Origin of the sequence: Salinimicrobium sp. TIG7-5_MAKvit (genome assembly GCF_049569215.1) — a bacterium.
GTDB lineage: Bacteria > Bacteroidota > Bacteroidia > Flavobacteriales > Flavobacteriaceae > Salinimicrobium > Salinimicrobium profundisediminis.
In genome coordinates, this window is record NZ_CP145903.1 from 2456049 (window position 1) to 2480601 (window position 24553).

Below are 24553 nucleotides of genomic sequence, written 5' to 3' on the forward strand. Positions count from 1 at the left end.
AGATTGAAACCTGAAAAAATTTAATAACTTTTCATCAATTTTTAACTCAAAAACCAAACAAATGAGAAACAAAATTACACTGTTTTCATTCCTGATCGCCCTTTTGCAGTTCATGAATGTGCAGGCCCAGGAAAGGGTGATTTCGGGTACGGTAACCAGTGCTCAAAGGAGTATGCCGATTCCCGGAGTAAACGTTATTATTGAAGGTACTAATAAAGGTACTGTGACAGACTTTGATGGGAATTTTTCTATTAAAGCAGAAACCGGAGATGTGCTTAGCTTCTCTTCTATTGGTTACAAAACTGTGAAACGTACTGTGGAGGCAAACAACCAGATTAATGTACAACTGGAAGCCGATCTCCAGGCCCTCGATGAGGTGGTGGTAACAGCCCTGGGGATTTCAAGGGATAAGAAATCCCTTGGATATGCCACACAGGAAGTAGATGGGGAAGATCTAACAGTTGCCAAAGACCAAAATGTTATTGGAGCCCTGGGGGGAAGAGTTGCTGGAGTACAGGTTACCGGCTCATCGGGAGCAAGTATGGGGGGGACTCAAAAAATCAAAATTAGGGGAGTAAATTCTATAGGAGGAGGAGACCAGCCTTTAATAGTGATTGATGGTACGCCAATTTCAAATGCCAATTTTGCAGGGAGTGCAGGTGCCGATTATGGTAACCTGGGACAGGACGTGAACCCTGCCGATATTGAATCTGTGAATGTGTTAAAGGGTCCTGCAGCTTCAGCTTTATACGGAATTCGTGGACAGTATGGCGTTATTATGATCACCACAAAAAAAGGTGCGGCCGAAAAGTTTACGGTGCAGGCTAATTCCACTTTTTCAGTGCAGTCAACTTATGATTTTATGCCCTTACAGAACATGTATGGAGGAGGGTCTAGTTTAGATTTTAGAACACTTCCTAATGGAGATCCCTACGTAGATATATCTGTTGATGAAAGTTGGGGTCCTAGAATGGATGGGACAATGGTAAGACAGGTCTTCAGTTTTTACCCTCAAGACCCTACCTATGGACAATTAACTCCTTTTGTGCCCCATCCAGATAATATTAAGGATTTCTATGAAACCGGTTACACTTTTAATAATACTGTATCGGTTGCCGGTGGGGGAGAAAAGATCAACTTCAGAATTAGTCTGAATGATACAAAAATAGAAGGTGTAGAGCCAAATACACATTTAGATAGAAATAACCTTACTGTTCATGCCGATGCCGATGTAGTTGACAAAGTAAATGTCTCAACCAATTTTACATTTGCCCGTAATGACGCGCAGCGCCCGGGACAGGGATCAGAGTTTGGGGCTAATTATCTCGTGCAATGGTTTCAGCGGAATGTGGATATGAATAGATTGCGGGACTATCAGTATGAAGATGGAACTTACCTTCACTGGAATCTTAGCAGGCCAAGTTCTGAAACAGGAGAAGTTACTGATTTTGATCCTTTGTACTGGAATAATCCATTCTTTAATGCCTACGAGAATCTTAGTCAGGATAACAGGGATAGGTTTTTTGGAGATGTGGGAATAACTTTTCAGGTTTTGGAGAACCTTAGTTTGAGTGGACACATAAGAGGAGATCTTTATACTCAAAATATTCAGGAACGTACTGCCTTTGGAGGTAAAAGCCTTCCCTCCTTTTACATTGGAAAATTTCAGAACAAAGAATTTAACTATGAATTTCTTGCTCAGTTTGATGAAGAGTGGGGAGATTTATCGCTTAATGCCAGTTTGGGAGGAAATATTTGGAACAGGAACTACACCTATTTAACCATGGCAACCGTTGGAGGTCTTTCTTCACCGGGTTTTTATAATATTGATGCTTCGATAGACCGTCCTGAAACATCTAATTATCTGCTAAGAAAGCAGGTGAGGAGTTTGTTTGGTCTTGTTTCTTTGGGCTATGCAGATACTTTTTTTGTAGATGCATCCTTGAGAAATGATAATTCTTCGGCCCTTCCTGATGATAATAATTCTTACTGGTATCCTTCCATCTCAGGAAGTGTGATTTTTAGCGAATTTTTAGATTGGGATCCTTTAAGCTTTGCAAAGGCTAGAGCCAGTTATGCACAGGCAGGATCTGACCTTTCTCCCTATGAAACAACAATGGGCTTTGGAGTGGGAACAGTGTATGAAGGTACCAATACTTTATTTGTTCCAGATAACCTGAATAACCCAAATATAGAGCCGTCATTTGCTCATTCTTACGAGCTTGGGCTCGATTTAAGATTTTTTGACAGCAGGCTGGGAATTGATTTTACTTATTATGAACAAAAGAACAAGAACCAGATTATTAACCTTGATGTTTCAGGGGCCAGTGGTTATGGCTCCACTACAATCAATGCAGGTTTAATTGAAAATAAAGGTATTGAGGTGGCTATAAATGCCAGGCCTATTGAAACTGGAAAATTCTTCTGGGACACCAATCTTAATTTCGCGAGTAACGAAAGTATGGTAGTAGAGCTGGCTCCTGGTATTGATGTGTATACTTACTCTTCCACAACTTACTCAAGTGTGACGAGCTATCTCAATTCTTATGAAGGGAAGCCTTTTGGAAGTCTTGTAGGTACAGCTTATCAAAGAGATGAAGCGACAGGGCAGATACTTTTAGGTGACGACAATATGCCACTTTATACAGATGAAACCCATAATTTTGGAAGTGTGCTTCCAGATTTTACGGGAGGCTTCTCCAATACATTTAGCTACGGAAACTGGAGACTTTCAGGAATGATCGAGTTTCAGGGCGGTGGGCAGTTCTTTAGCCGGTCTAAAATGTTAGCGGTAAGAACCGGACAGGACCCCGTAACTGTTGCAATGAACGATAGAGGTGCAAATGTAAGGGATCCCTTAGACCAGGGTGGTGGTGTAAAGGTAGAGGGAATTTCTGCTGATACAGGTGAACCGATAAGTGCTTATGTCAATGCCCGAAGCTATTACAGGAATGTATTGGGAAGGCGAATCTACGAAGAGTGGCTTTTTGACGCTTCTTACATAAAAATGAAAGAATTGAGGCTGGGTTATAATCTTACCAAAGAGATCCTGGGCAATTTTCCTGTAGAGAGTGTGCAATTAGCTGTGATTGCCCAAAATCCGTTTATGATTTGGCAGGAAGCGCCAGAAGGTATTGATCCTTCTGCGATTTCTACGGGAGCACAGTCAATTAGCTGGTACGAATCAGGTCAATTACCGTCAGTGCGATCAATTGGGGTAGACGTAAACATTACTTTCTAAAAAACGAATTATGAAAAAATATATTATCATCTTATTATTTTGCAATCTTAGCTTGCTGGGATGTAGCGAATTTGACGAAGATATTAATGTGAACCCAAATATACCGGGTGAAGCATCGGGAACACAATTAATTGCCAACGCACAATTATATCTTCCATCTTTAAGTTCTTCCCCACAGGGAGAATTTCTGGCCCAGTACTTAGCCGAGACCCAATACGTGGGTGTTTCTTTATACCCCGAAGGTTCTACAAACTTTTACTGGTTCTATGAGGGGCCGCTTATGAACCTTGAGACCGTTTTAAATTCTGAAGAAGATTTAAATGCTGCTGAAGGTCCGGTTGCCAACCAGCTTGCTGTGGCAAAAATTTTGAAGGCTTATTTTTACTGGAATCTAACCGATCGGTGGGGTGATGTGCCTTACACCGAAGCTTTGCAGGGGAATAATAATTTCACCCCCGCATATGACACCCAGGAGTCTATTTATTCAAATTTGTTTGCGCTGTTAAAAGAGGCCAATAATCAAATAGTTGCAGGTGATATTGATAATGACCTGGTCTATGGTGGCAATATGGAGAAATGGAAAAAGCTGGGTAATTCGCTCAGACTTTTAATGGCTCTTCGTCTTTCTGAAGTAGATCCTCAATGGGCGCAAGATGAGTTTAATGCTGCAATGGCCGACGGGGTGATGAACTCTAATGATGATAGCCTGGTCTTTCAGCACTTAGCCGATGCTAACAATCAAAACTACTGGTATGATCAGGTAGTAGAAAGCAATCGGGAGTGGTGGGCTCTCACAGTTAATTTAGTTGAAGAGATGAAGCCGGTTGATGATCCGCGTTTAGAGGTTTATGGAAATCCTGCGCGTGAAAGCGGTGAGTTTATTGGTATGCCCTATGGAGAAACCGAAGCTATAGGGACTGAAGAATATTCATTGCTGGGTTCTGATATTACCGCTCAGGATGCTCCTGTTTATTTGGTAACCTACCCTCAGGTGTTGTTCGCTATTGCTGAAGCTGCGGAAAGAGACTGGGTGACCGAAGATGCTGAAACTTACTATAACATGGCAATAGAAAAATCTGTTCTTCAGTGGACAGGTTCAACTGAAGGTGTAGATGAGTTTATAAGTCAGCCAGAAGTTGCTTTTGATCCTGCAAATGCCATAGAGAGAATTTCAGAACAACGGTGGATCCATTTATTTATGAACGGTTATGAAGCCTGGAGCGAATGGAGAAGAACAGGATTCCCCGATGATTTTGTACAGCCTGAAGGACGCCCGGTGCCAACGCGCCTGGCATATCCCGATACAGAAGATTTTAATAACGCCGATAATTTTAATGAGGCTGTAGAACGACAATTTGGAGGTGAAGATTCTATTTATGGTACAGTATGGTGGGATGAATAAAAAACCATTCCTATAATTCTTAAAATCTCCCGATATTGTCGGGAGATTTTATTTTAACACACTATGAGACACCCGTTCGTTCTTTTTATTTCCCTTTTACTGCTTTCCTGTAGTACTGCCAGTACAAATACTTCCCGGATAATAGATAAACCCATTGTTTTTAATGAAGAACGGGAGGAGCTAAGTTTGGCTTATATGAAAGATAGATATGGTCTTGAAAAAGAAGATCCCACTATTGTGCCTAAAATGGTAGTACTTCACTGGACAGCTATTCCTACCCTCGAAAGATCTTTTGCTGCCTTTAAAGACCCTCACCTTCCCGGCAGCAGAACAGCAATTTCCGGGGCGAGTGACTTAAATGTGTCCACTCATTTTCTTGTTGACAGAGATGGAACAATTTATCGTCTAATGCCCGAAACCATACTGGGGCGACATGTAATAGGATTAAACCATACAGCAATAGGAGTGGAAAATGTAGGAGGCACTTCCGGGACGCCGCTAACCCAGGCTCAACTTGAAGCAAACATCTGGCTGGTAAGGTACCTGAAAACAAAATATGATATTGAGTATGTAGTTGGTCATCACGAATACACCAGGTTTGAAGATCATGAATTATGGCTTGAAAAAGATGCAGGTTACAGAACTCAGAAATCAGATCCGGGAGATGATTTTATGGAAAAAGTCAGGGCCGCTACTGCCGATTTGAATTTTCAACCTCTCCCAACCCCTGCACCCGAAAAAACCTTTTCTCTGATTCGAAAAATTGTAGATCATTACCAGGATTATAAAGAACCAGGTTTTGAAGAAAGGCGTTTTAAGCATAATGATATTATGCCTGTCATTCAAAAATGGCAAAAAAACGATCTGTTTGAGGTAAACCAGGTAGGAAAGTCAATAGAAAACAGGGAGCTTTATTTAATAAGTATCGGTTCAGGAGAAACTGATGTTTTGTTGTGGTCGCAAATGCACGGCGATGAATCTACAGCAACTATGGCCGTTTTTGACATTCTCAATTTTCTCGCCCATGATTCCTTTCAGAAGGAAAAAGAAGCGATGTTGAAGAAGGTGAAATTACATTTTCTGCCAATGCTCAATCCCGATGGGGCTGAGGTATTTCAGCGTAGAAACTCTTTAGGTATTGATGTTAATCGCGATGCGTTGCGTTTGCAGTCACCTGAAGCTAAGACCTTAAAAAGGGTAAGAGATAGCCTTGAAGCCGACTTTGGGTTTAATCTTCATGATCAAAGCATGTATTACAACACACAGGGGTCAGAAAACCCGGCTACAATCTCATTTTTGGCACCTGCTTACAACTATGAGAAATCTATCAATGATGTTCGTGGAAATGCTATGAAACTTATTGTTCAAATGAATCAACTTCTGCAGGAATATGCTCCGGGAAAAGTGGGCAGGTACAATGATGATTTTGAGCCACGGGCTTTTGGAGACAATATTCAGAAATGGGGCACCAGCACTGTGTTGATAGAATCGGGCGGCTTCCCGGGAGACCCGGAAAAACAGGAAATTAGAAAATTGAACTTTCTAACAATTCTATCAGCCATCTTTTCTATTGCTGAAGAAGAATACGAATCTATGGCTATTGCCAATTACAGCAAAATTCCTGAAAATGACAGCAAACTTTATGATCTTAAAATAAAGGGGTTGCATTATGCCCTTTTTGGAGAGCAATACATCCTTGACTTAGGAATAAACCATTCTGAAGTTTACTCGCAAAATGAAAAGCAACTCTTTTACAGAAGCTATATTGCAGATCAGGGGGATCTCTCCACAAATTTCGGGTATAATACCTTGGATGCTTCAGGATTCGATTTTGAACCTGGGAAAATCTATGCCGAAGTTTTGCCCAATCTCGATGCTGTGGAAAAGTTGAATTTTTCAGATCTTCATTCAAAAGGCGTAGCTTATGTAAGGGTTCAAAACCTGCCAAAAGAAAGAAGCTATTTTTATTATCCAATTGTAGTGGTAGGCCAAAATTTTAAAGTTTCAGAAGAAATAAAGGTTGGTATGAACCCAACTTTCTTCTTGACAAAAGCAGGAAAATCCCATTATGCTGTTATAAACGGATTTGTTGTTCCTCTAGATGGAGAGGCTTCCAATTTTAAGAATGGGTTCATTATTCGGAATTAGATTTTAAAGAAGAACCCCGGTTGCCGGAATTGATTGAATTTGATTATCTAATGCCGGTTGCTAAATCCTGTTTTTATGTACCTTTGCCGCTTATGAAAGAACAGGAAATGAACGAGCTGGTGGAGCAGGGAAAGATGCTGCCGCTAATGGAAGAATTCTATACCATTCAGGGAGAAGGTTTTCACAAGGGGACTGCTGCTTACTTTATACGTGTGGGCGGCTGCGATGTTGGCTGTCACTGGTGTGATGTTAAAGAAAGCTGGAATGCAAGACTACACCCTCCAACAGGTGTTGAAACTATTGTTGGCAATGCTGTGAAACATAGTAAGACAGTGGTGGTCACGGGAGGGGAGCCTCTTACCTGGAATATGGAGCCGCTTACCAGTAGTTTAAAGGAAAAAGGAGCAAAGATTCATATAGAGACTTCGGGAGCATACCCGGTGACAGGAACATGGGACTGGATTTGCCTTTCCCCGAAGAAAATCAAGCTTCCCACTCCAGAGATCTACCAAATTGCAAATGAGCTGAAGGTGATAATTTTTAATAAACATGATTTTCAGTTTGCCGAGGAACAGGCGGCGCAGGTGAATGAGAATTGTATCCTTTATCTACAACCCGAATGGAGTAACCGTGAAAAGATGATGCCTCTAATTGTAGAATACGTAATGCAGAACCCAAAATGGAAGGTGTCGCTGCAAACACATAAATACCTGAACATCCCATAAAAAAACGCCCTTTTAAAAAGGGCGTTTTTTTATTATATTTTTCCTGTATTGTTACTTCTTACTTTGGTTGCTTGAAGGGGATTTGTACATAGCGGTCATCCCAGCCAATAAACAAGTTTGCGCCATCGTTGGATTCTGCAAAGCTCATTGACAGTGCTTCAATGGGCACAGGTGATTTTCTTACAGGTACAGTGATACGGGCAACATCTTTTTCTACATGATAGTCGTATGCTCCCCAAATATTTGTGCTGTTATTAAGAATGATTGTCCATTCGTTTTCTTTTGGAATGGTAAAAAGCGTGTAAGTTCCTTTTTTGATGGTTTTGTTAGCTACCATGAGGTCCTGGTAAAGCGTGATTTCGGTGGCTTCATTGGCACCTGTTCTCCAAACTTCGCCAAAAGGAACCAATTTTCCGAAGACTTCACGATCACGGGTTTGAGGCCGGCTGTAAAGAACTCTGGCCATAGGTTCGTTGTTTTCTCCTCTAAATAAAGCTACATCCATAGGGCTCACATCAAGTTTTGAAAAGTTGGGCCCGTCATTATCTTTTAAAGTTTCCGTAGTGTCCTGAGCATATAATTGCGTGGTGAGTGACCCCGCCATAACTGCGAACATTATAAAATATTTCTTCATTTCCTGTGTTTTTGAATTATGGGTTAAATATAAACCATGCTGAATAATAATTAGTTAAGGTTTTCTTTAAATCGGGTTAAAAAGATGAGAAATTAAAATACTCATTTCTGGCTTTTTAGACTTCGTAATTTTGTCGTGTATAAGGGTGTGCTACAATTGTGAATAAATCTGTAAAATTTGGTTCAGGTGTAAATTACCGGAAAACACTTTTATCCAGAATTTTGAATGTAAAAATAAGGGAGGGAAGTGTTTGAGGTCCCTCTTCTCCAAACCGCTACAAGAGAGGATTTTTCCACATAAATTGTTGATAACTTCAAGGCTTTAACAATGAGGGTAGTGGTTTAACAGGCACGATTTTGGTATATTTGTTCGTTATAGAAATTGATAAAATTTTAACGAATTTAAATATGAGCGAAGAGGTTAAAAGAAGCAGTTATTCGGCTGACAGTATCCAGGCGCTGGAGGGGATGGAGCATGTGCGCATGCGTCCCTCCATGTACATTGGTGATACTGGGGTAAGAGGCTTGCATCACCTGGTGTATGAGGTGGTGGATAACTCTATTGATGAAGCGCTTGCCGGTCACTGTGATACCATTAGAGTAACCATAAACGAAGATAATTCTATTACTACAGAGGATAACGGTCGTGGTATTCCTGTAGATTTACATAAGAAAGAAGGAGTGTCTGCACTTGAGGTTGTTATGACCAAGATTGGGGCAGGTGGGAAGTTTGATAAAGATTCCTATAAAGTATCCGGTGGACTTCACGGGGTAGGGGTAAGTTGTGTGAATGCACTTTCAGATCAACTTAAAGCCACTGTTTACCGTGATGGAACTATCTGGGAGCAGGAATATGAAAAAGGTAAGCCTGTTTACCCGGTAAGATCGGTAGGAACTACCGATCTTAATGGTACTATCGTCACCTTTAAGCCCGATGCTACCATATTTCAGCAAACTACAGAGTACAGCTATGATACCCTTGCCAGCAGGATGCGTGAACTTGCCTTCCTCAACAAAGGGATCACTATTACGCTTACAGACCGTAGGGAAAAAGATGACAAGGGAGAGTTCGTTTCGGAAATATTTCATTCCGAAGAAGGTCTAAAGGAGTTTATAAAATTCCTTGATGGCACACGGGAGCCTATTATTAGCGAAGTAATTGCAATTGAAGGAGAGAAGAATGATATTCCTGTAGAGGTTGCGATGGTTTATAATACTTCCTTCAACGAAAATCTTCACTCATACGTGAATAACATCAATACCCACGAAGGAGGAACGCATCTTGCCGGTTTCAGAAGAGGGCTTACTACTACATTAAAAAAATACGCAGATGCTTCGGGGCTACTCGATAAGCTGAAGTTTGAGATTTCGGGAGATGACTTCCGGGAAGGTTTGACGGCAATTGTTTCAGTAAAAGTTTCAGAGCCTCAGTTTGAGGGGCAAACCAAGACCAAGCTCGGGAACAGGGAAGTGACTGCTGCGGTTTCTCAGGCAGTTTCTGAAATGCTCGAAAATTACCTTGAAGAAAACCCGAATGATGCAAAAACCATTGTTCAAAAGGTGATTCTTGCTGCGCAGGCACGTCATGCAGCTAAGAAGGCCCGTGAAATGGTGCAGCGTAAAACCGTGATGAGCGGGGGTGGATTACCCGGTAAACTTTCAGATTGTGCTTCGCAAGATCCGCATGAGAGTGAAGTGTTCCTGGTAGAGGGAGACTCGGCGGGAGGAACGGCCAAGCAGGGTCGTGACCGTCATTTCCAGGCTATTTTGCCGTTAAGGGGTAAGATCCTTAACGTTGAAAAAGCCATGAGCCACAAGGTTTTTGAAAACGAAGAGATCAAGAACATTTATACTGCTCTTGGGGTTACTATTGGTACAGAAGAAGACAGTAAGGCACTGAATCTTTCAAAGCTGAGGTACCACAAGATCGTGATCATGTGTGATGCCGACGTTGATGGTAGTCACATTGCAACATTGATTCTTACCTTCTTCTTTAGGTATATGAAAGAATTAATTGAAGCAGGCCACGTTTACATTGCTACGCCGCCACTTTACCTTATAAAGAAAGGAAGTAAAAAGCGATACGCATGGAATAATAAGGAGCGTGATGAGATCGCCAATTCCTTTAGTGGAGGTGTGAGCGTTCAGCGTTACAAAGGTTTGGGGGAGATGAATGCAGAGCAATTGTGGGATACTACCATGAATCCTGAATTCAGAACTCTTCGCCAGGTCACTATTGATAACACAGGGGAGGCCGACAGGATCTTCTCTATGTTGATGGGAGATGAAGTGCCACCTCGTAGAGAATTTATTGAGAAGAATGCTGTTTATGCAAATATCGATGCTTAAATAGACTTGTGGTTATAGCTAAAGCCCTGCAGAGATGTAGGGCTTTTTTTTGGCACACATTTCAGGGTAAATGTGTTTGTCTATTTTTGTTATCTAATCTGAAAGGGTTTTTCCTTACTTTTACCTTAGTTTCAACCAAAATTGATCACATTGAAAAAAAATGTAATTCGCTTCAGCTTAATATTTGTTTTTTTACTTCCCTGTACTGCTAATTCCCAGGAGGATGTGGAACTTTTTATAAATGACATGTTACATGTAGCCGAAGACTTTGCTACGCCGGCAGCTGAAGGGGCTGTTTATCTTTCAGGAGCCGGATGGTTCTCTTCTGCAAAAGATCTCGATTTATGGGAGCTTGAAATATCTGTCATGGCAAATGTCCTCTTTGTTCCTGAAAAAAAGAAGAGTACGGCTATATCCAGTACAGATTATAAGACTTTTGATATAAGGGGGGAGCAAAACGCCATTATCCCGACAGCCTTTGGAGGAATGACAGATGTCGTTTTTGAAGGGGAAATTCTTGGCAATGAATTTGACTTCAATGCAATTGATGGAATCAATAAAAATTTTCTTGCTCATCCTTTTGTTCAGGCTTCCATGGGTCTTCCTTATGGAACAGATCTTACTTTTAGGTTCCTGCCCAAAACGAAAATTGATGATGTTAATTTTAGTACTTACGGTGTGGGGCTCAAGCATAATTTTAATCAATATTTTTTTAATCCACAGCCCAATGATTTTCAATTTGCTGCTTTGGTAGCCTACAGTAAATATGATGTCGACTACGGGTTTATACCTTTATTAGTCGAATATGACTTATTCAGCGAGTCTAGGGTTGCCCTGGAAATGGACCAGATCGAGGTAGACGCTGATATATTTCTTTTCCAGGTAATTACTTCAAAGTCATTTATCAATTCGGGATGGGAAGTGTTTGGATCTATTGGTGCTTCAACTTCGCAGGTAGATTATGTGGCAGGTGGAGGAGGGGACTTTCTGGGGGAAATGAATTCGGCTCTTGAAATCCTGGGTGAAAATAATATTGAGTTCAAAGTTGATGCTGGCGTTAATTATCAAATTGGAAGATTTAAGCTAAGTTCTATGCTAAGTGCGGGGAAATTTTTCAATGCTAATTTAGGTCTTTCGGTAGGTATATAATCACAGCTTTTTACGGCTTTTTTTGAGGGAAAAATCCTGTGAAATTCGTACTTTAGCAGGACTATTAATCAAACTAACTCACAATGAAAGTTACTATAGTAGGTGCCGGAGCTGTTGGAGCCAGCTGCGCGGAATATATCGCCATTAAAAATTTTGCTTCCGAAGTAGTTCTAATTGATATTAAAGAAGATTATGCCGAAGGTAAGGCCATGGATCTCATGCAAACTGCTTCCCTTCTTGGATTCGATACTAAAATTACCGGAAGTACAAATGACTATTCTAAAACAGCAAATTCAGACATTGCTGTAATTACCAGTGGAGTGCCACGTAAACCTGGGATGACCCGCGAAGAATTGATTGGGATCAATGCCGATATCGTAAAATCGGTATCTGAAAGCCTTTTAGAGCATTCTCCCAATGTTACTTTGATCGTGGTAAGTAATCCTATGGATACCATGACTTATCTGGTACATAAAACCACTAAACTTCCGAAGAACAAAATTATAGGAATGGGTGGAGCTTTAGATAGCGCCCGTTTCAAATACAGAATTAGTGAAGCTCTTGACTGCCCTTCGTCAGATGTTGACGGGATGGTAATTGGAGGTCATAGCGATACCGGAATGGTGCCTTTAACAAGGCTTGCCACCCGTAACTCTGTACCTGTGTCAGAATTTCTTTCTGAAGATCGCATCAACCAGATTTCTGAAGATACTAAGGTAGGAGGAGCAACTCTTACTAAAATGCTTGGTACCAGTGCGTGGTATGCACCAGGAGCTGCTGTTTCTTCACTTGTGCAGGCAATTGCCTGTGACCAGAAGAAAATGTTCCCTTGTTCTGCCCTTTTAGAGGGGGAATATGGGCTTAACGATCTTTGTATTGGAGTACCTGTGATTCTTGGTAAAGATGGGATCGAGAAAATTGTTGAAGTAGAACTTGACGAGGCAGAAAAAGCTAAACTTAAAGAAAGTGCTTCAGGGGTTTCAAAAACCAACGATCTTCTTGAGGTGAAATAATCAGGATAAAATAAATTTTTTAAAGAAGCTTCTCAAAAGTGCCATTTTTGAGGGGAACTTTCATCGCAACAGTGAATTGGCGTGATGAAACCTCCCATTGTAAGGTGCTCTTGGAAAGCTTCTTTTTTTGGTTTTAAAAGTTAATTTTTTCAAAAAATATAATTGGGATTTCTATCTTGAAAACCTATATTTGTCCGTTTTTAAAAAATGAACATAAATTAAAGAATAATGCAGAACAAGGGAATAATCAAGGTATTTGCAATTTTGTTTGCCCTGGTATGTATCTACCAGTTGTCTTTCACCTTTATTGCTGGCAACATTGAGGGAGATGCCGAAGAATTTGCACAGCAGGAAGTCCCCGAGAGTGTAGATGGTTACATCACAGCCAGGGAAAGAGCAGAACAAAGGTATCTTGATTCCATTGGGAATGAAGAGGTTTTTCTTGGAATCACCTACAATTCGGCTAAGGAAAAAGAGCTTAACAAAGGGCTTGACTTAAAAGGAGGTATTAACGTAATTCTCCAGATTTCGGTTAAAGATATCCTTCGGGAATTGGCCAATAACAGTAAAGATCCTGCTTTTAACCAGGCGCTGTTAAGAGCAGACGAAGCTCAAAAAACAAGTCAGGAGAACTATCTTGACCTTTTCTTTGAAGCTTTTGAAGAGATTCCGGATGCACGCCTTGCTTCTCCCGATATTTTTGCAAATAGAAATCTTAGCGATGAGATCAATTTTGAAATGACTAATGAGGAGGTAAAGCCTATCATTAGAAGAAAAATTGATGAGTCTATTGTTTCGGCGTTTGAAGTACTTAGAAAACGTATCGATAAATTCGGGGTTACTCAACCCAATATTCAGCGTCTTGGATCTTCAGGAAGAATTCTTGTTGAATTACCGGGAGCTAAAGAAATTCAACGTGTACAGGACCTTTTACAGAGTACAGCTCAGTTAGAGTTCTGGCATGTTTATAAGAGCAATGAATTCCAAAACTTCTTTGTGCAGGCAAATAACCTGCTTAAGCAAATCGAAGTTGAGGAAACTACAGAGACTGCAGAAGCCGATGTAGATACTGCACAGGCCGGGCAGGATGAGATCGATGCTCTTTTAGAATCAGCAAGTGATACTGCACAGGTAGCTGAACAAAACAATCCTTTATTTGACCTAATGGCTTCTCCTGGTTTCCAGGGAGGGCCGGTACTGGCTACATTTAATATTGCAGATACTGCAAAAGTTAGACAGTATCTTAATATGCCGCAGGTGCGCAACCTTCTTGAAGGCGAGCAGCGGTACACAAAGTTTGTATGGGGAATTACCAGTGAGGATGATGCGGTTGCCGGTCTTTATGCCTTGAAAGGAAACAGACAAAATGAGCCGCCACTTTCAGGTAGTGTGATTACAGATGCTACCCAGGCTTACGACCAGGTGGGTAGAGTTGCAGTAACTATGCAAATGAACGGAAAAGGAGCTAAGACCTGGGAAGAAATGACAGGTTACGCTTTTGAGAACCAAAGTCAAATTGCAATCGTTCTTGACAACGTAGTGTATTCAGCTCCGGGAGTTTCGACCGGACCAATTTCAGGTGGTAGAAGTGAGATCACAGGAGATTTTTCTATTACCGAAGGGCAGGATTTAGCAAACGTATTGCGTGCGGGTAAACTGCCTGCTTCCGCAGATATTGTACAGAGTGAGATCGTAGGTCCGTCACTTGGGCAGGAAGCTATTGATAGCGGTATCATGTCATTCGCTATTGCTTTATTTCTGGTATTGATCTGGATGATCTTCTACTACGGAAAAGCCGGTATCTTCGCCGATATCGCTCTTGTAGTAAACATCCTGTTCATTTTTGGTGTGCTTGCCGGTCTTGGGGCAGTACTTACATTGCCTGGTATTGCCGGTATCGTGCTTACCATAGGTATGTCGGTAGATGCGAACGTGCTTATCTTTGAACGTATACGGGAAGAATACGCGAAAGGGAAGGTTCAAAAAGATGCCATTAGAGATGGTTTTAGTAATGCACTTTCTTCAATTCTTGATGCGAACATTACAACCGGTCTTACGGCATTGATCCTGTTGGTTCTTGGAACAGGACCTATCAAAGGTTTTGCTACAACTTTATTAATAGGTATTGCAACTTCGCTTTTCACCGCAATCTTTATTACAAGATTGTTCATTGACAACTATGCCAAGAACCCAAATAAGAGTCTTGAATTCTCTACAAGGGTTACTAAAAATCTTTTCTCTGGCTTGAGCATTAAGTTCCTGCAAAAGAGAAAAACATTCTATGTGGTTTCAGGAATATTTCTTCTTGTGAGTTTAGGTTCTCTTTTCACTCAGGGATTGAACCAGGGTGTTGATTTTGTTGGAGGAAGAAGTTATACAGTAAGATTTGATAAGGCTGTAAATCCAACCGAACTTGAGGATGAGCTTGTGACCGAATTTGGAAGTGCCAGCGCCAAGACCTTTGGAGCAGCAAACCAGATCAAGATCACTACAAAATATAAGGTAGAAGAAGAAGGCAGTGAGGTAGATGAAGAAATTACTCAGAAGCTTTTTGCTGCTGTTCAGTCTTACCTTCCTGAAGGAACAACTTACCAAGACTTTACCGTTGGAGGTGAAGGTGAGAGAGAGATAGGTATCATGCAGTCTATTAAAGTAGGCCCTTCTATAGCCGATGATATCAAGCAGGCTTCTATTTGGGCGGTACTTGGATCTCTTTTAGTGATCTTCCTGTACATCCTCTTGAGGTTTAGAAAATATCAGTTCTCCTTGGGGGCTGTGGTTGCAGTTATTCACGATGTCCTGATAGTATTGGGTGTATTCTCCCTTACTTATAAGTTCATGCCTTTCAACATGGAGATCGACCAGGCGTTTATTGCTGCGATCCTTACGGTGGTAGGTTACTCGCTTAACGATACCGTGGTAATCTTTGACAGGATCAGGGAGTTCTTCAATGAACATCCTTCATGGACCAAGAAAGATGCAATCAATGCAGCGATCAACAGTACAGTTAGCCGTACAATAAACACCTCTTTAACTACACTTGTAGTACTTCTTGCGATCTTCATCTTTGGAGGGGAAAGCATTAGAGGATTCATGTTTGCTCTTATTGTAGGTGTGATAGTGGGTACATACTCTTCTATCTTCATTGCAACTCCTATTACTTACGATACCTTTAATAAGGAGACTAAGAAAAGAAAGCTTAAGCAAAAAGAAACTGTGGAGTAAGAACCACCAGTATATTATATAAAAAGAGCCTTTCTTCGGAAAGGCTCTTTTTTTTGCCATTTTTGAGAGGGTGGTGTGCAGTTGTTCAGGCTCTTCTCAGGTTTTTTAAAATGTCTTTTCTTCTGAAGGTTCAAAGAAGTTACAGGCTTTCGCTGATGTCCCTGAAAAGCCTTTTTCTCTCAGATAAATTAAATACTTCTGCTGAAGTAAAAGCTAAAGGGTGTTACCGATATTCTTTTTATGCTGAAAAGGCGCTCCTAAAGCTTTAATTCTGTTACTGAAGGTGAGAGTAAAGCATTAATAGACTTTCTTGCCTACACACTACCCAAAAATGTCGTTTTTGACTACCGGTAATTCAGGAAATAAAAATTGATTTCTGTCCTCTCTTTTCTGTTTCGAGTTGAGCCGGGGATAAAAAGAGGGTAAAATACATTGAGCCGGGAATTGGATTGAGAAAAAAATACTCTTCAAAAATGCCATTTTTGAAGAGTATTTCTGAGGTTAATCTCTGTTTAAGATAAGACTGTCGCCCACAGCCAGGTTCCATTGGTCTGAGAGTCCTGCATTGACCTCCAGGACGTATTGGGCCGGCTTTTCTGAAGGGATTGTTTCCAGGCTTTTTGGTGGGGCGTTCTTCTTAATGCTTACCACTTTATTATTTGCATCGAGAAAGATGAGATCAAGCGGGATATTCGTGTTTTTCATGTAAAATCCACGTGGGGCTTCATCTTCAAAGATAAAGATCATCCCCTGGTCGTCTTCCATAGAAGTGCGGTACATGAGACCAGTTTCCCGCTGGTAATCGTCATCGGCGATTTCCAATTGCAGGTGTTGGATGGTGTCACCAGTTTCTTTTGTGAGGTAAGCTTCAGCCTCTTTCGTAAAAGTTATAGGTTCGGCGATATCCTGCTGTACAGGCTCTTTGTTGTCCTTGCAGCTCAGCAACACGCTTGTAGCGAGAAAAATGCTGAAAAAAGTGCTTTTCCTTATCATTTTACGCGACTTTTAGTCGAGGGCCTGTACATGAAGTAGAAACCGGCAATGATAAACGGAACGCTCAGCCATTGACCTGTGTTTAATACCCAGTTGACCCTTTCACCTACTTGCGGTTCTTTCACAAATTCTACAAAGAATCGTACAGACCATAGTAGTACTAAGAAAAGTCCGAAAATATAACCCAGTTTTTCCCTTTTAAGGGTTTTCCAGTAAGTGTACCAAAGAATGATAAACACCACGAGATAACATGCAGATTCATACAATTGAGCCGGGTGCCGGGCAAAATCCTCGCCCAGTTTAGTGAAAACCACTCCAAAATCGCTGTTGGTAGGTTTTCCTATAATTTCAGAATTCATGAAGTTACCAATCCGTACAAAAATACCTCCACAAGCTACAGGAATAACAATCCTGTCAAGGATCCAGAGAACCGGCTTATGTAATATGTTACGGCAGTACAGGTACATGGCGGTGATGATACCTATCGCCGCCCCGTGACTTGCGAGACCTCTAAAACCGGTGAATTCAAACTCAGGTTCAAATCGTACGGGTAGGAATATTTCAAGAAGGTGGTTTTGAAAATAGTCCCAGTCATAGAAAATAACATGTCCCAGCCTGGCGCCAATCAGCGTAGCAAGTACGGTGTAAATAAAAAGTGAATCCAGTTTTTCAATAGCAATTCCCTCTCTTTCGTAAATGCTCTTCATAAGGTACCAGCCTATGGTGAAGGCAACAACGAACATTAAACTGTAGTAGTGAATGACGAAAAATCCCAGATCAATTCCTTCGGAAGGATTCCAGTAGATTTTATTGAAAAGCATGAAATTGTTTTATTGTTGGAAGGTAAAGATACATATTTGGCGCCTTTCCTGATTATTTTTCCTCCTGAAGTTTCTTTGGAACTGGATCATAGCCCTGTCCTCCCCACGGATTGCAACTGGCAATTCGTTTTATGGAGAGCCAGCTTCCTTTTAAAGCACCGTGCTGTTGCAGGGCTTCAACAGTATACTGTGAACAGGTAGGCGTGTAGCGACAGCTTGCAGGCGTGAGTGGCGAGATAAATCTTTGGTAAATCCTCACCAAACCTATAAGCGGATATGTAAGCCACTTTCTCACAAGAATTTTTGTTATTCTATGGCAAAGCTGGTGCCGTCTTTGCCATCCTTCAGCTGAATTCCAATTTCCAGGAGCTCATCCCTTATCTTATCGCTGGTAGCAAAATCTTTGTTAGCTCTGGCCTCTGCTCTTAATTTGATGAGCAGTTCTACCGTGCCTGAAAGTTTATTTCCGAAGTCATTATCGGCAGCTTCAGCAGTATCTACGAGTCCGAGAACGTCAAAAATGAAGTCGGATATTGTCTTTTTTAGCACCTCGAGGTCTTCAGCTGTAATCTTAGCTTTTCCGTCTTTAATGATATTAATCTGCTTTACAGCTTCAAAAAGTTGTGCGATAAGAATGGGGCTATTAAAATCGTCATTCATAGCGTCATAACACTTCTGTCTCCATTCTGCTACATCAAAATCGGAAGTTGCTGCGGTTTCAAGATGATCAAGTGCATGATAGGCATCCATCAATCGCTGAAAACCTTTTTCGCTGGCCACAAGAGCTTCGTTTGAGAAATCGAGTATGCTGCGGTAGTTTGCCTGCAACATAAAGAACCGTGCTACTGTAGGTGCAAATCCTTTTTCGAGATTGGGATTGTCTCCTGTAAAGATCTCATTGGGAAGGATGTTGTTACCTGTGCTCTTAGCCATTTTCTTCCCATTAAGGGTAAGCATATTGGCATGCATCCAGTAATTTACCGGGGTTTTTCCTGTAGCGGCTTCTCCCTGTGCAATTTCACATTCGTGATGCGGAAATTTTAGATCCATACCGCCACCGTGAATGTCAAACTCCTCTCCCAGATATTTTGAGCTCATTACGGTACATTCCAGGTGCCAGCCCGGGAAACCATCGCTCCATGGCGAAGGCCAGCGCATGATGTGTTGAGGTTCGGCTTTTTTCCAGAGCGCAAAATCCTGTGGATTCCTTTTATCGCTTTGTGCAGCCAGTTCCCGCGTATTGGGGATCATGTCTTCAAGCTTTCTTCCGCTTAATTTGCCATAGTCATGAGATTCGTTGAATTTCATGACATCAAAGTAAACAGATCCATTGGCTTCGTATGCATAACCTTTTTCAAGGATCTCCTTGATAATCTCTATCTGCTCAACGATATGGCCGGTTGCGGTAGGCTCAATGCTGGGCGGGAGATTGTTGAACTTCTGCAGAATATTGTGAAAATCTACAGTGTATCGTTGCACAACTTCCATAGGCTCAATTTGCTCAAGCCGTGCCTTTTTAGCGATCCTGTCTTCACCTGAGTCGGCGTCATTTTCTAAATGCCCGGCATCGGTAATATTTCGTACATATCGCACTTTGTAGCCCAGGTGTTTTAGGTATCTAAAAACAAGATCAAAGGAGATAAATGTGCGGCAATTGCCAAGATGCACATTGCTGTAAACCGTAGGGCCGCAAACGTACATGCCCACGGTGCCTTCATTGATAGGTTTAAAAACTTCTTTTTCTCCCGATATTGAGTTGTAGATCTTTAATTCCTGCTGCTGGTAAAGTGCCATAAAAAATGTACAGATTTAAAATTCGGTTTCCAGATTGATGTAGTCTAAAAAGTCGCGTCTTGCTTCGGGATCTTTGAATCTTCCGCCGTATTCGCTGGTAACGGTACTGCTTTCAATATCCCTAATTCCGCGGCTGTTTACACAAAGGTGCTTGGCATCAATCACGCAGGCAACATCTTCGGTGCCCAATACTTCCTGGAGCTCCTTTACAATTTGCATGGTCAATCTCTCCTGTACCTGTGGGCGCTTGGCGTAATAATCTACAATGCGGTTCATTTTTGAAAGCCCTACAACGGTACCGTTGGAAATATATCCTACGTGTGCTCGTCCTACTATTGGCAGCAGGTGGTGCTCACAGGTAGAGTAGAGGGTGATGTTCTTTTCTACCAACATCTCCCCGTATTTATACTTGTTTTGAAAGGTTGAAGCCTTTGGTTTCAATTGAGGGTGCAACCCGCCAAATACTTCTTTAACAAACATCTTGGCTACCCTTTTTGGAGTTCCTTTAAGGCTATCATCGGTAAGATCAAGGCCCAGGGTGTCCAGGATGCTCTGTACGTCTTTTTGGATGCGTTCAATCTTTTCCTCATCACTTATTTCAAAGGCATCTTTACGCATAGGAGTGTCTGTATTGGGGCTTACAAAAGCATCTCCCATTTCATCAATAGCCTCGTCTATATTGTCTTTTTTCATAATTCTATATAAAGTAGCGTCTAAAACACTTGGTAAGTAAGCTTGCAAAGATACATATTTAAACCCTTTTTTGGAAGTCTGTTGCAGCAAGTTCAATGGCTGAAATAGGAGAAAAAATAAAAACAGCCCGAAGGCTGTTTTCTATATTAAAAACCTATGTGCTACAAGCCAAAACCTATTGTGAGCACATAATTTGAATTGTCTCTTGAAATTCCCATTCTGTCTGTTAATCCCGCCTGATATAATTGTGGGTTTGTTTCGCGTGAAGAATGATCGTAAGCGAAGTCAATTTTGATACTTCCAAAGCTGTATCCAATCCCGGCCGAATAACCTTCAAGATCTCCCATAAGTAGTTCATTAGTATAAGGAGTTTCTTCAAACCTGTATCCGCCTCTAAGGCTCCAATTCTGAATTCTGTACTCACCTCCAAGTCTATATTTTGAAGCCCCTCCCAATTCATTGGAGATGATATTGTTTTGCTCCATAAAAGCAGGGTCATCTGTAGGTTTGAATTTTGTGGTAGAGTAGTCCTTATAGGTGTAATCAAAACTAATAAGTGCCGATGCACCAAAAAGATAAGCCAAACTTCCCGTGTAGCTGGCAGGAGTTTGCAGCTTATAATCGGGGTAAATGTTGACGATATTAGGTTCTACATAATCAATGTCGGTCTCGATATACTGGCTTGTTTCTTCAGAAATTGTGTACCAGGTAGGAGATTCATAGGCTAATCCGGCCCTTACATTGTTTCCTATCTTGGCGAGAGCCCCTAATTGCAGGCTAAAGCCAGATCCTAATGTATTTAATTGATCTTCGAAATATACATACTCATCGGGTGCCTGTAGATTTTCTTCATCAATAGAAGTCATTCTTTCATAGTTGATGAAGTGGGAGTTCAGGTTAATTCCCAGGTACAGAAAATCCTGGTATTGAGAAGCGAAATTGAAGCTCAGTTTCCCATTTAGTCCCGTTGCGGTATAGTTGTAAATTTGATCGTATGTTCCCGGAGATAAGATACTGCTGTAAGAGTCGAGTTCCAGAAAAGCAGGATCTGATTCTGGAAGGTTGTTTGGGTTATCTACGCCAATCACTCCGCCCCAAAGGCCTAAATAGGCCTGTTGAGCTCCAAACCCTAAAGTCTCTCCCAGCCTGGCATATGCCTCGCCGTCAGATTCATTTCTGTAAGGGATAAGGTATTCAACGGGAGTGCCATTGGCATAAGCCAGAAAGTACTGGTCTATTGAATGGGGGTTATTTCCCCTGGCCGAATAGGTGTTATTGAAACTTGAAGATTTATTGAAATTAAAACCGAGGGAAAACTTTTTCCAGTTTGCGTTCTCATTTCTATTGTTAAAGATAAAAACGGCTCCGGCCTGCCCAAGATCAACATTAGAATCGGAACTGGAATTATAGCCGTTCATAAAGCTTACGTCATTGTTGCTGTTCTCTACGTTGAGACTAATCGAGGCGAAACTTGAGAGGAATACTGCTGAACCGGCAGGATTCACATTAAGAGAGGAGAGATCGCCTCCCAGGGCGCCAAAAGCACCACTCATGGCCCGATATCGTGCTGTTCCGTTAAGATCTGTTGTAGAATATCTTACAGCATCTGTTATATTTTGAGCCTCCACAGTCATGGAAATCATGGCTGTGAAGGCAAAAATTAATCTTTTCATTTATGAAGTGTTTTAGGGGAATTATCTACCGCCGCCACGTGACCTGCTTGATGATGAACTGGCTCGAGGTGCCGAAGAGGATCTTACTGTTGAAGAAGATCTTACTGATGGCGTAGAAGACCGGTAAGAACTGTTGTTGCTTCTTGAAGAACGACTTGTTCTCACTGCAGGTCTTGAATCTGATGAAGTGTTACTTCTTACAGCAGGTGTAGACCTGCGTTGGGTTGCACTTCTATAGCTTCTTTCAGATGAATCGCTGCTACGACTTACTGTAGATCTTGTTCTGGTAGAACGGGTTTGATAAGTTCTGTCATTATTAGATCTCGTTGCGGCAGCTCTCACGTTACGGGTGTTGGAATATCCCTGAATTCTGGAAACACGGCTTTCTGAGGCTTCGGTATTCCGGTAGCGATTAGAATAGCTGTCTCTGCGCCCTGCATTATAAGCCACTTCACGTGTGTTATAAGAACGGTAGTGGTTATAATATCCGCCGTAAGGATAGTATGGGGAGTATCTGTGGCCGTAACCATAATATCCACCCCAGCCGTAACCCCAGCCAATGTTCCATCTCCATGAGGGGTAGGCGTAAGAATGTCCGAAGTAAAATGGATCATAAAAGCCGTAGCGATAGTAACGTGGTCCCCAGAATGGATCATATAATCCGGCATAATGCGGATAACCAAATCCGTAACCATAGTGGTATGGGCTGTAAAACGGATAGTTGTTGTAAATGTTTACTGCGATCTCATCGGGGTCAGTTCCCCATGCGGCACGTCCGGGTTCATATTCCAAACCTTCGGCTCCAAACATATTTTCATCATATTGACCCGATGAATATGTTTCTACATCAGTAAAAATTGCTCCATTTTCAGGAACAGCTTCAAACTGTGCGGCTTTTTCTCCAAAGAGGTTTTTATAATAAAGGGCGTCTTCGTAAGATTCCTCGTAATCATTAGCAGTATACGCCTCTTCATTATCTGAGGAGTTGTAAATGCCGTCGTTGTCATAGCCGGCATACTGATAAGAACTACAGGAAGCTAAAAAAAACAGAGCGCCTAGTGCTGTAAAAAGGCTTCTCACGTTTAAAAGCTTGTAGTATCGTTTCATGACGTTGAATAATTTATTGAACAAAGATAAAAATAGTTAGTTTTGCGCTAACTTTATTTCACTAACAAGGTACAACATTTGTGCCAAAAGACTGGAGATGGCAAAGAACCTAACTACCCGAAAAGAAGATTACTCAAAATGGTATAACGAACTGGTTGTGAAGGCCGACCTGGCAGAAAATTCTGCCGTGAGAGGCTGTATGGTTATTAAACCTTACGGTTATGCAATTTGGGAAAAAATGCAGGCACAACTTGATAAAATGTTTAAGGAAACAGGACATCAAAATGCTTATTTCCCGCTCTTTGTTCCTAAAAGCCTGTTTGAAGCTGAAGAAAAGAATGCTGAAGGTTTTGCTAAAGAATGTGCTATAGTTACTCATTATCGATTAAAGAACGATCCCGATAATGCCGGAAAATTAATAGTAGATCCTGATGCAAAGCTGGAAGAAGAGCTGGTAGTAAGGCCAACATCTGAAGCTATTATCTGGAATACTTATAAAGGCTGGATACAGTCGTACCGCGATTTGCCCATCCTGGTAAACCAATGGGCCAATGTAGTGCGCTGGGAGATGCGTACCAGGCTTTTTCTGCGTACAGCCGAATTTTTATGGCAGGAAGGTCACACCGCACACGCCACTAAGGCTGAGGCATTGGCCGAGACAGAACAAATGAATAATATCTATGCAGAATTTGCCGAAAATTTCATGGCAATGCCTGTGATAAAGGGTAGAAAAACAGAGAGTGAGCGTTTTGCAGGGGCTGTAGAAACTTACTGTATAGAAGCAATGATGCAGGATGGAAAAGCCTTACAAGCCGGGACTTCTCACTTCTTGGGGCAGAACTTCGCTAAGGCATTTGATGTGAAATTTGCTACAAAAGAAGGGGGGCTGGAGCATGTTTGGGCTACTTCATGGGGAGTGTCTACAAGATTGATGGGAGCGTTGATTATGACGCATAGTGATGATAATGGGTTAGTGCTGCCTCCAAACCTGGCGCCAATACAGGTTGTAATTGTGCCAATTTACAAAGGGCAGGAGCAATTAGATCAAATTTCGGAAGTTGCCAATAAGCTTACTGCCGATCTTAGGGCGCAGGGAATTTCGGTAAAATACGATGATCGCGATACTCAAAAGCCAGGTTGGAAATTTGCACAGTATGAACTGCAGGGGGTTCCTGTAAGAATAGCTATTGGCCCTAAAGATCTTGAAAAGGGTTCTGTGGAGTTAGCAAGAAGAGATACGCTGAGTAAAGAGTTTGTTCAGCAAAACGAGGTAGTAGAGCGGGTAAAAGGGCTTATGACCGAGATTCAGGAGAATCTTCACAATAAAGCAAAGGCCTTTCGTAACGAACATATTACAGAGGTTAACGATTTTGAAGAGTTCAAGAAAGTGCTTAAGGAAAAGGGAGGGTTTATTTCAGCGCATTGGGATGGCACTGCAGAGACAGAAAATAGGATCAAAGAACTTACAAAGGCTACCATCCGTTTAATCCCTTTTGATAATGAAAAAGAGGAAGGCGTTTGTGTTTTCACCGGGAAACCATCGGTGGGGAGGGTGCTATTTGCAAAGGCTTATTAATTTTTTTAAAA

The 24553-nt window shown here is 41.6% G+C and carries 17 protein-coding genes; 9 read left to right on the forward strand and 8 right to left on the reverse strand.

Features of this window, described 5'->3' with window-relative positions:
• Positions 1 to 61: 61 nt before the first annotated feature.
• The 4 genes from V5739_RS11065 to V5739_RS11080 all read left to right on the forward strand — a co-directional run bounded on the left by V5739_RS11065 (position 62) and on the right by V5739_RS11080 (position 7516).
• Positions 62 to 3241, forward strand: a complete 3180-nt coding sequence (locus V5739_RS11065; protein WP_423818200.1) for a SusC/RagA family TonB-linked outer membrane protein — start codon at positions 62 to 64, stop codon at positions 3239 to 3241.
• A 10-nt stretch (positions 3242 to 3251) separates the two neighbouring features.
• Positions 3252 to 4643, forward strand: a complete 1392-nt coding sequence (locus tag V5739_RS11070) for a SusD/RagB family nutrient-binding outer membrane lipoprotein (RefSeq protein ID WP_423818201.1) — start codon at positions 3252 to 3254, stop codon at positions 4641 to 4643.
• Between the two features lie 63 nt (positions 4644 to 4706).
• The gene (locus tag V5739_RS11075; protein WP_423818202.1) at positions 4707 to 6791 is read left to right on the forward strand and encodes an N-acetylmuramoyl-L-alanine amidase; all 2085 of its coding nucleotides are present in this window, start codon (positions 4707 to 4709) and stop codon (positions 6789 to 6791) included.
• 92 nt (positions 6792 to 6883) lie between these two features.
• Positions 6884 to 7516, forward strand: a complete 633-nt coding sequence (locus V5739_RS11080; protein WP_423818203.1) for a 7-carboxy-7-deazaguanine synthase QueE — start codon at positions 6884 to 6886, stop codon at positions 7514 to 7516.
• Positions 7517 to 7574: 58 nt separating this feature from the next.
• Here V5739_RS11080 and V5739_RS11085 read toward each other — a convergent pair whose 3' ends face one another.
• Complete coding sequence (locus V5739_RS11085; RefSeq protein WP_266071079.1) at positions 7575 to 8150, reverse strand: DUF2911 domain-containing protein; 576 nt, start codon at positions 8148 to 8150, stop codon at positions 7575 to 7577.
• Between the two features lie 407 nt (positions 8151 to 8557).
• On the opposite strand from V5739_RS11085, the gene gyrB reads away from it, so the two are divergent.
• From gyrB to secDF, 4 genes are all read left to right on the forward strand, one after another.
• Positions 8558 to 10498, forward strand: coding sequence for a DNA topoisomerase (ATP-hydrolyzing) subunit B (gyrB, locus tag V5739_RS11090; RefSeq protein ID WP_423818204.1), 1941 nt, complete (start codon positions 8558 to 8560; stop codon positions 10496 to 10498).
• Positions 10499 to 10648: 150 nt separating this feature from the next.
• Positions 10649 to 11647, forward strand: a complete 999-nt coding sequence (locus tag V5739_RS11095; protein WP_423818205.1) for a DUF6588 family protein — start codon at positions 10649 to 10651, stop codon at positions 11645 to 11647.
• Between the two features lie 83 nt (positions 11648 to 11730).
• The gene (gene mdh, locus V5739_RS11100; protein ID WP_266071076.1) at positions 11731 to 12660 is read left to right on the forward strand and encodes a malate dehydrogenase; all 930 of its coding nucleotides are present in this window, start codon (positions 11731 to 11733) and stop codon (positions 12658 to 12660) included.
• 228 nt (positions 12661 to 12888) lie between these two features.
• Positions 12889 to 15885 (forward strand): protein translocase subunit SecDF, encoded by a 2997-nt coding sequence (secDF, locus tag V5739_RS11105; RefSeq protein WP_423818206.1) that lies wholly within the window; start codon positions 12889 to 12891, stop codon positions 15883 to 15885.
• A gap of 501 nt (positions 15886 to 16386) precedes the next feature.
• Here secDF and V5739_RS11110 read toward each other — a convergent pair.
• From V5739_RS11110 to V5739_RS11140, 7 genes are all read right to left on the reverse strand, one after another.
• Positions 16387 to 16878: a DUF192 domain-containing protein gene (locus V5739_RS11110; RefSeq protein ID WP_345597296.1), complete on the reverse strand. Its 492-nt coding sequence runs from the start codon at positions 16876 to 16878 to the stop codon at positions 16387 to 16389.
• Entirely contained in the window at positions 16875 to 17699 is an 825-nt protein-coding gene (gene lgt, locus V5739_RS11115; RefSeq protein WP_423818207.1) for a prolipoprotein diacylglyceryl transferase, read from the reverse strand. The genes V5739_RS11110 and lgt overlap by 4 nt, the downstream gene beginning before the upstream one ends.
• Before the next feature lie 52 nt (positions 17700 to 17751).
• On the reverse strand, positions 17752 to 17994 hold the full coding sequence (gene yidD, locus V5739_RS11120) for a membrane protein insertion efficiency factor YidD (protein WP_423818208.1): 243 nt from the start codon (positions 17992 to 17994) through the stop codon (positions 17752 to 17754).
• An 11-nt stretch (positions 17995 to 18005) separates the two neighbouring features.
• On the reverse strand, positions 18006 to 19493 hold the full coding sequence (cysS, locus tag V5739_RS11125) for a cysteine--tRNA ligase (protein ID WP_423818209.1): 1488 nt from the start codon (positions 19491 to 19493) through the stop codon (positions 18006 to 18008).
• 15 nt (positions 19494 to 19508) lie between these two features.
• A complete protein-coding gene (gene folE, locus V5739_RS11130; protein ID WP_266071069.1) occupies positions 19509 to 20186 on the reverse strand; it encodes a GTP cyclohydrolase I FolE in 678 nt (225 codons plus the stop codon).
• 161 nt (positions 20187 to 20347) lie between these two features.
• Positions 20348 to 21859, reverse strand: a complete 1512-nt coding sequence (locus tag V5739_RS11135) for an OmpP1/FadL family transporter (RefSeq protein WP_423818210.1) — start codon at positions 21857 to 21859, stop codon at positions 20348 to 20350.
• 21 nt (positions 21860 to 21880) lie between these two features.
• Positions 21881 to 22966 (reverse strand): hypothetical protein, encoded by a 1086-nt coding sequence (locus V5739_RS11140; RefSeq protein WP_266071067.1) that lies wholly within the window; start codon positions 22964 to 22966, stop codon positions 21881 to 21883.
• A gap of 97 nt (positions 22967 to 23063) precedes the next feature.
• Here V5739_RS11140 and proS point away from each other — a divergent pair, with 97 nt between their 5' ends.
• Positions 23064 to 24542, forward strand: a complete 1479-nt coding sequence (gene proS, locus V5739_RS11145; RefSeq protein WP_266071066.1) for a proline--tRNA ligase — start codon at positions 23064 to 23066, stop codon at positions 24540 to 24542.
• Positions 24543 to 24553 lie beyond the last annotated feature (11 nt).

Coding starts and splice junctions, on each gene's coding strand:
- lgt (WP_423818207.1), bottom strand. CDS start 17,699: ATGCTTTTCAATAAAATCTACTGGAATCCTTCCGAAGGAATTGATCTG.
- V5739_RS11065 (WP_423818200.1), top strand. CDS start 62: ATGAGAAACAAAATTACACTGTTTTCATTCCTGATCGCCCTTTTGCAG.
- proS (WP_266071066.1), top strand. CDS start 23,064: ATGGCAAAGAACCTAACTACCCGAAAAGAAGATTACTCAAAATGGTAT.
- folE (WP_266071069.1), bottom strand. CDS start 20,186: ATGAAAAAAGACAATATAGACGAGGCTATTGATGAAATGGGAGATGCT.
- mdh (WP_266071076.1), top strand. CDS start 11,731: ATGAAAGTTACTATAGTAGGTGCCGGAGCTGTTGGAGCCAGCTGCGCG.
- V5739_RS11070 (WP_423818201.1), top strand. CDS start 3,252: ATGAAAAAATATATTATCATCTTATTATTTTGCAATCTTAGCTTGCTG.
- cysS (WP_423818209.1), bottom strand. CDS start 19,493: ATGGCACTTTACCAGCAGCAGGAATTAAAGATCTACAACTCAATATCG.
- V5739_RS11080 (WP_423818203.1), top strand. CDS start 6,884: ATGAAAGAACAGGAAATGAACGAGCTGGTGGAGCAGGGAAAGATGCTG.
- V5739_RS11135 (WP_423818210.1), bottom strand. CDS start 21,859: ATGAAAAGATTAATTTTTGCCTTCACAGCCATGATTTCCATGACTGTG.
- gyrB (WP_423818204.1), top strand. CDS start 8,558: ATGAGCGAAGAGGTTAAAAGAAGCAGTTATTCGGCTGACAGTATCCAG.
- V5739_RS11075 (WP_423818202.1), top strand. CDS start 4,707: ATGAGACACCCGTTCGTTCTTTTTATTTCCCTTTTACTGCTTTCCTGT.
- V5739_RS11110 (WP_345597296.1), bottom strand. CDS start 16,878: ATGATAAGGAAAAGCACTTTTTTCAGCATTTTTCTCGCTACAAGCGTG.
- V5739_RS11085 (WP_266071079.1), bottom strand. CDS start 8,150: ATGAAGAAATATTTTATAATGTTCGCAGTTATGGCGGGGTCACTCACC.
- V5739_RS11140 (WP_266071067.1), bottom strand. CDS start 22,966: ATGAAACGATACTACAAGCTTTTAAACGTGAGAAGCCTTTTTACAGCA.
- secDF (WP_423818206.1), top strand. CDS start 12,889: ATGCAGAACAAGGGAATAATCAAGGTATTTGCAATTTTGTTTGCCCTG.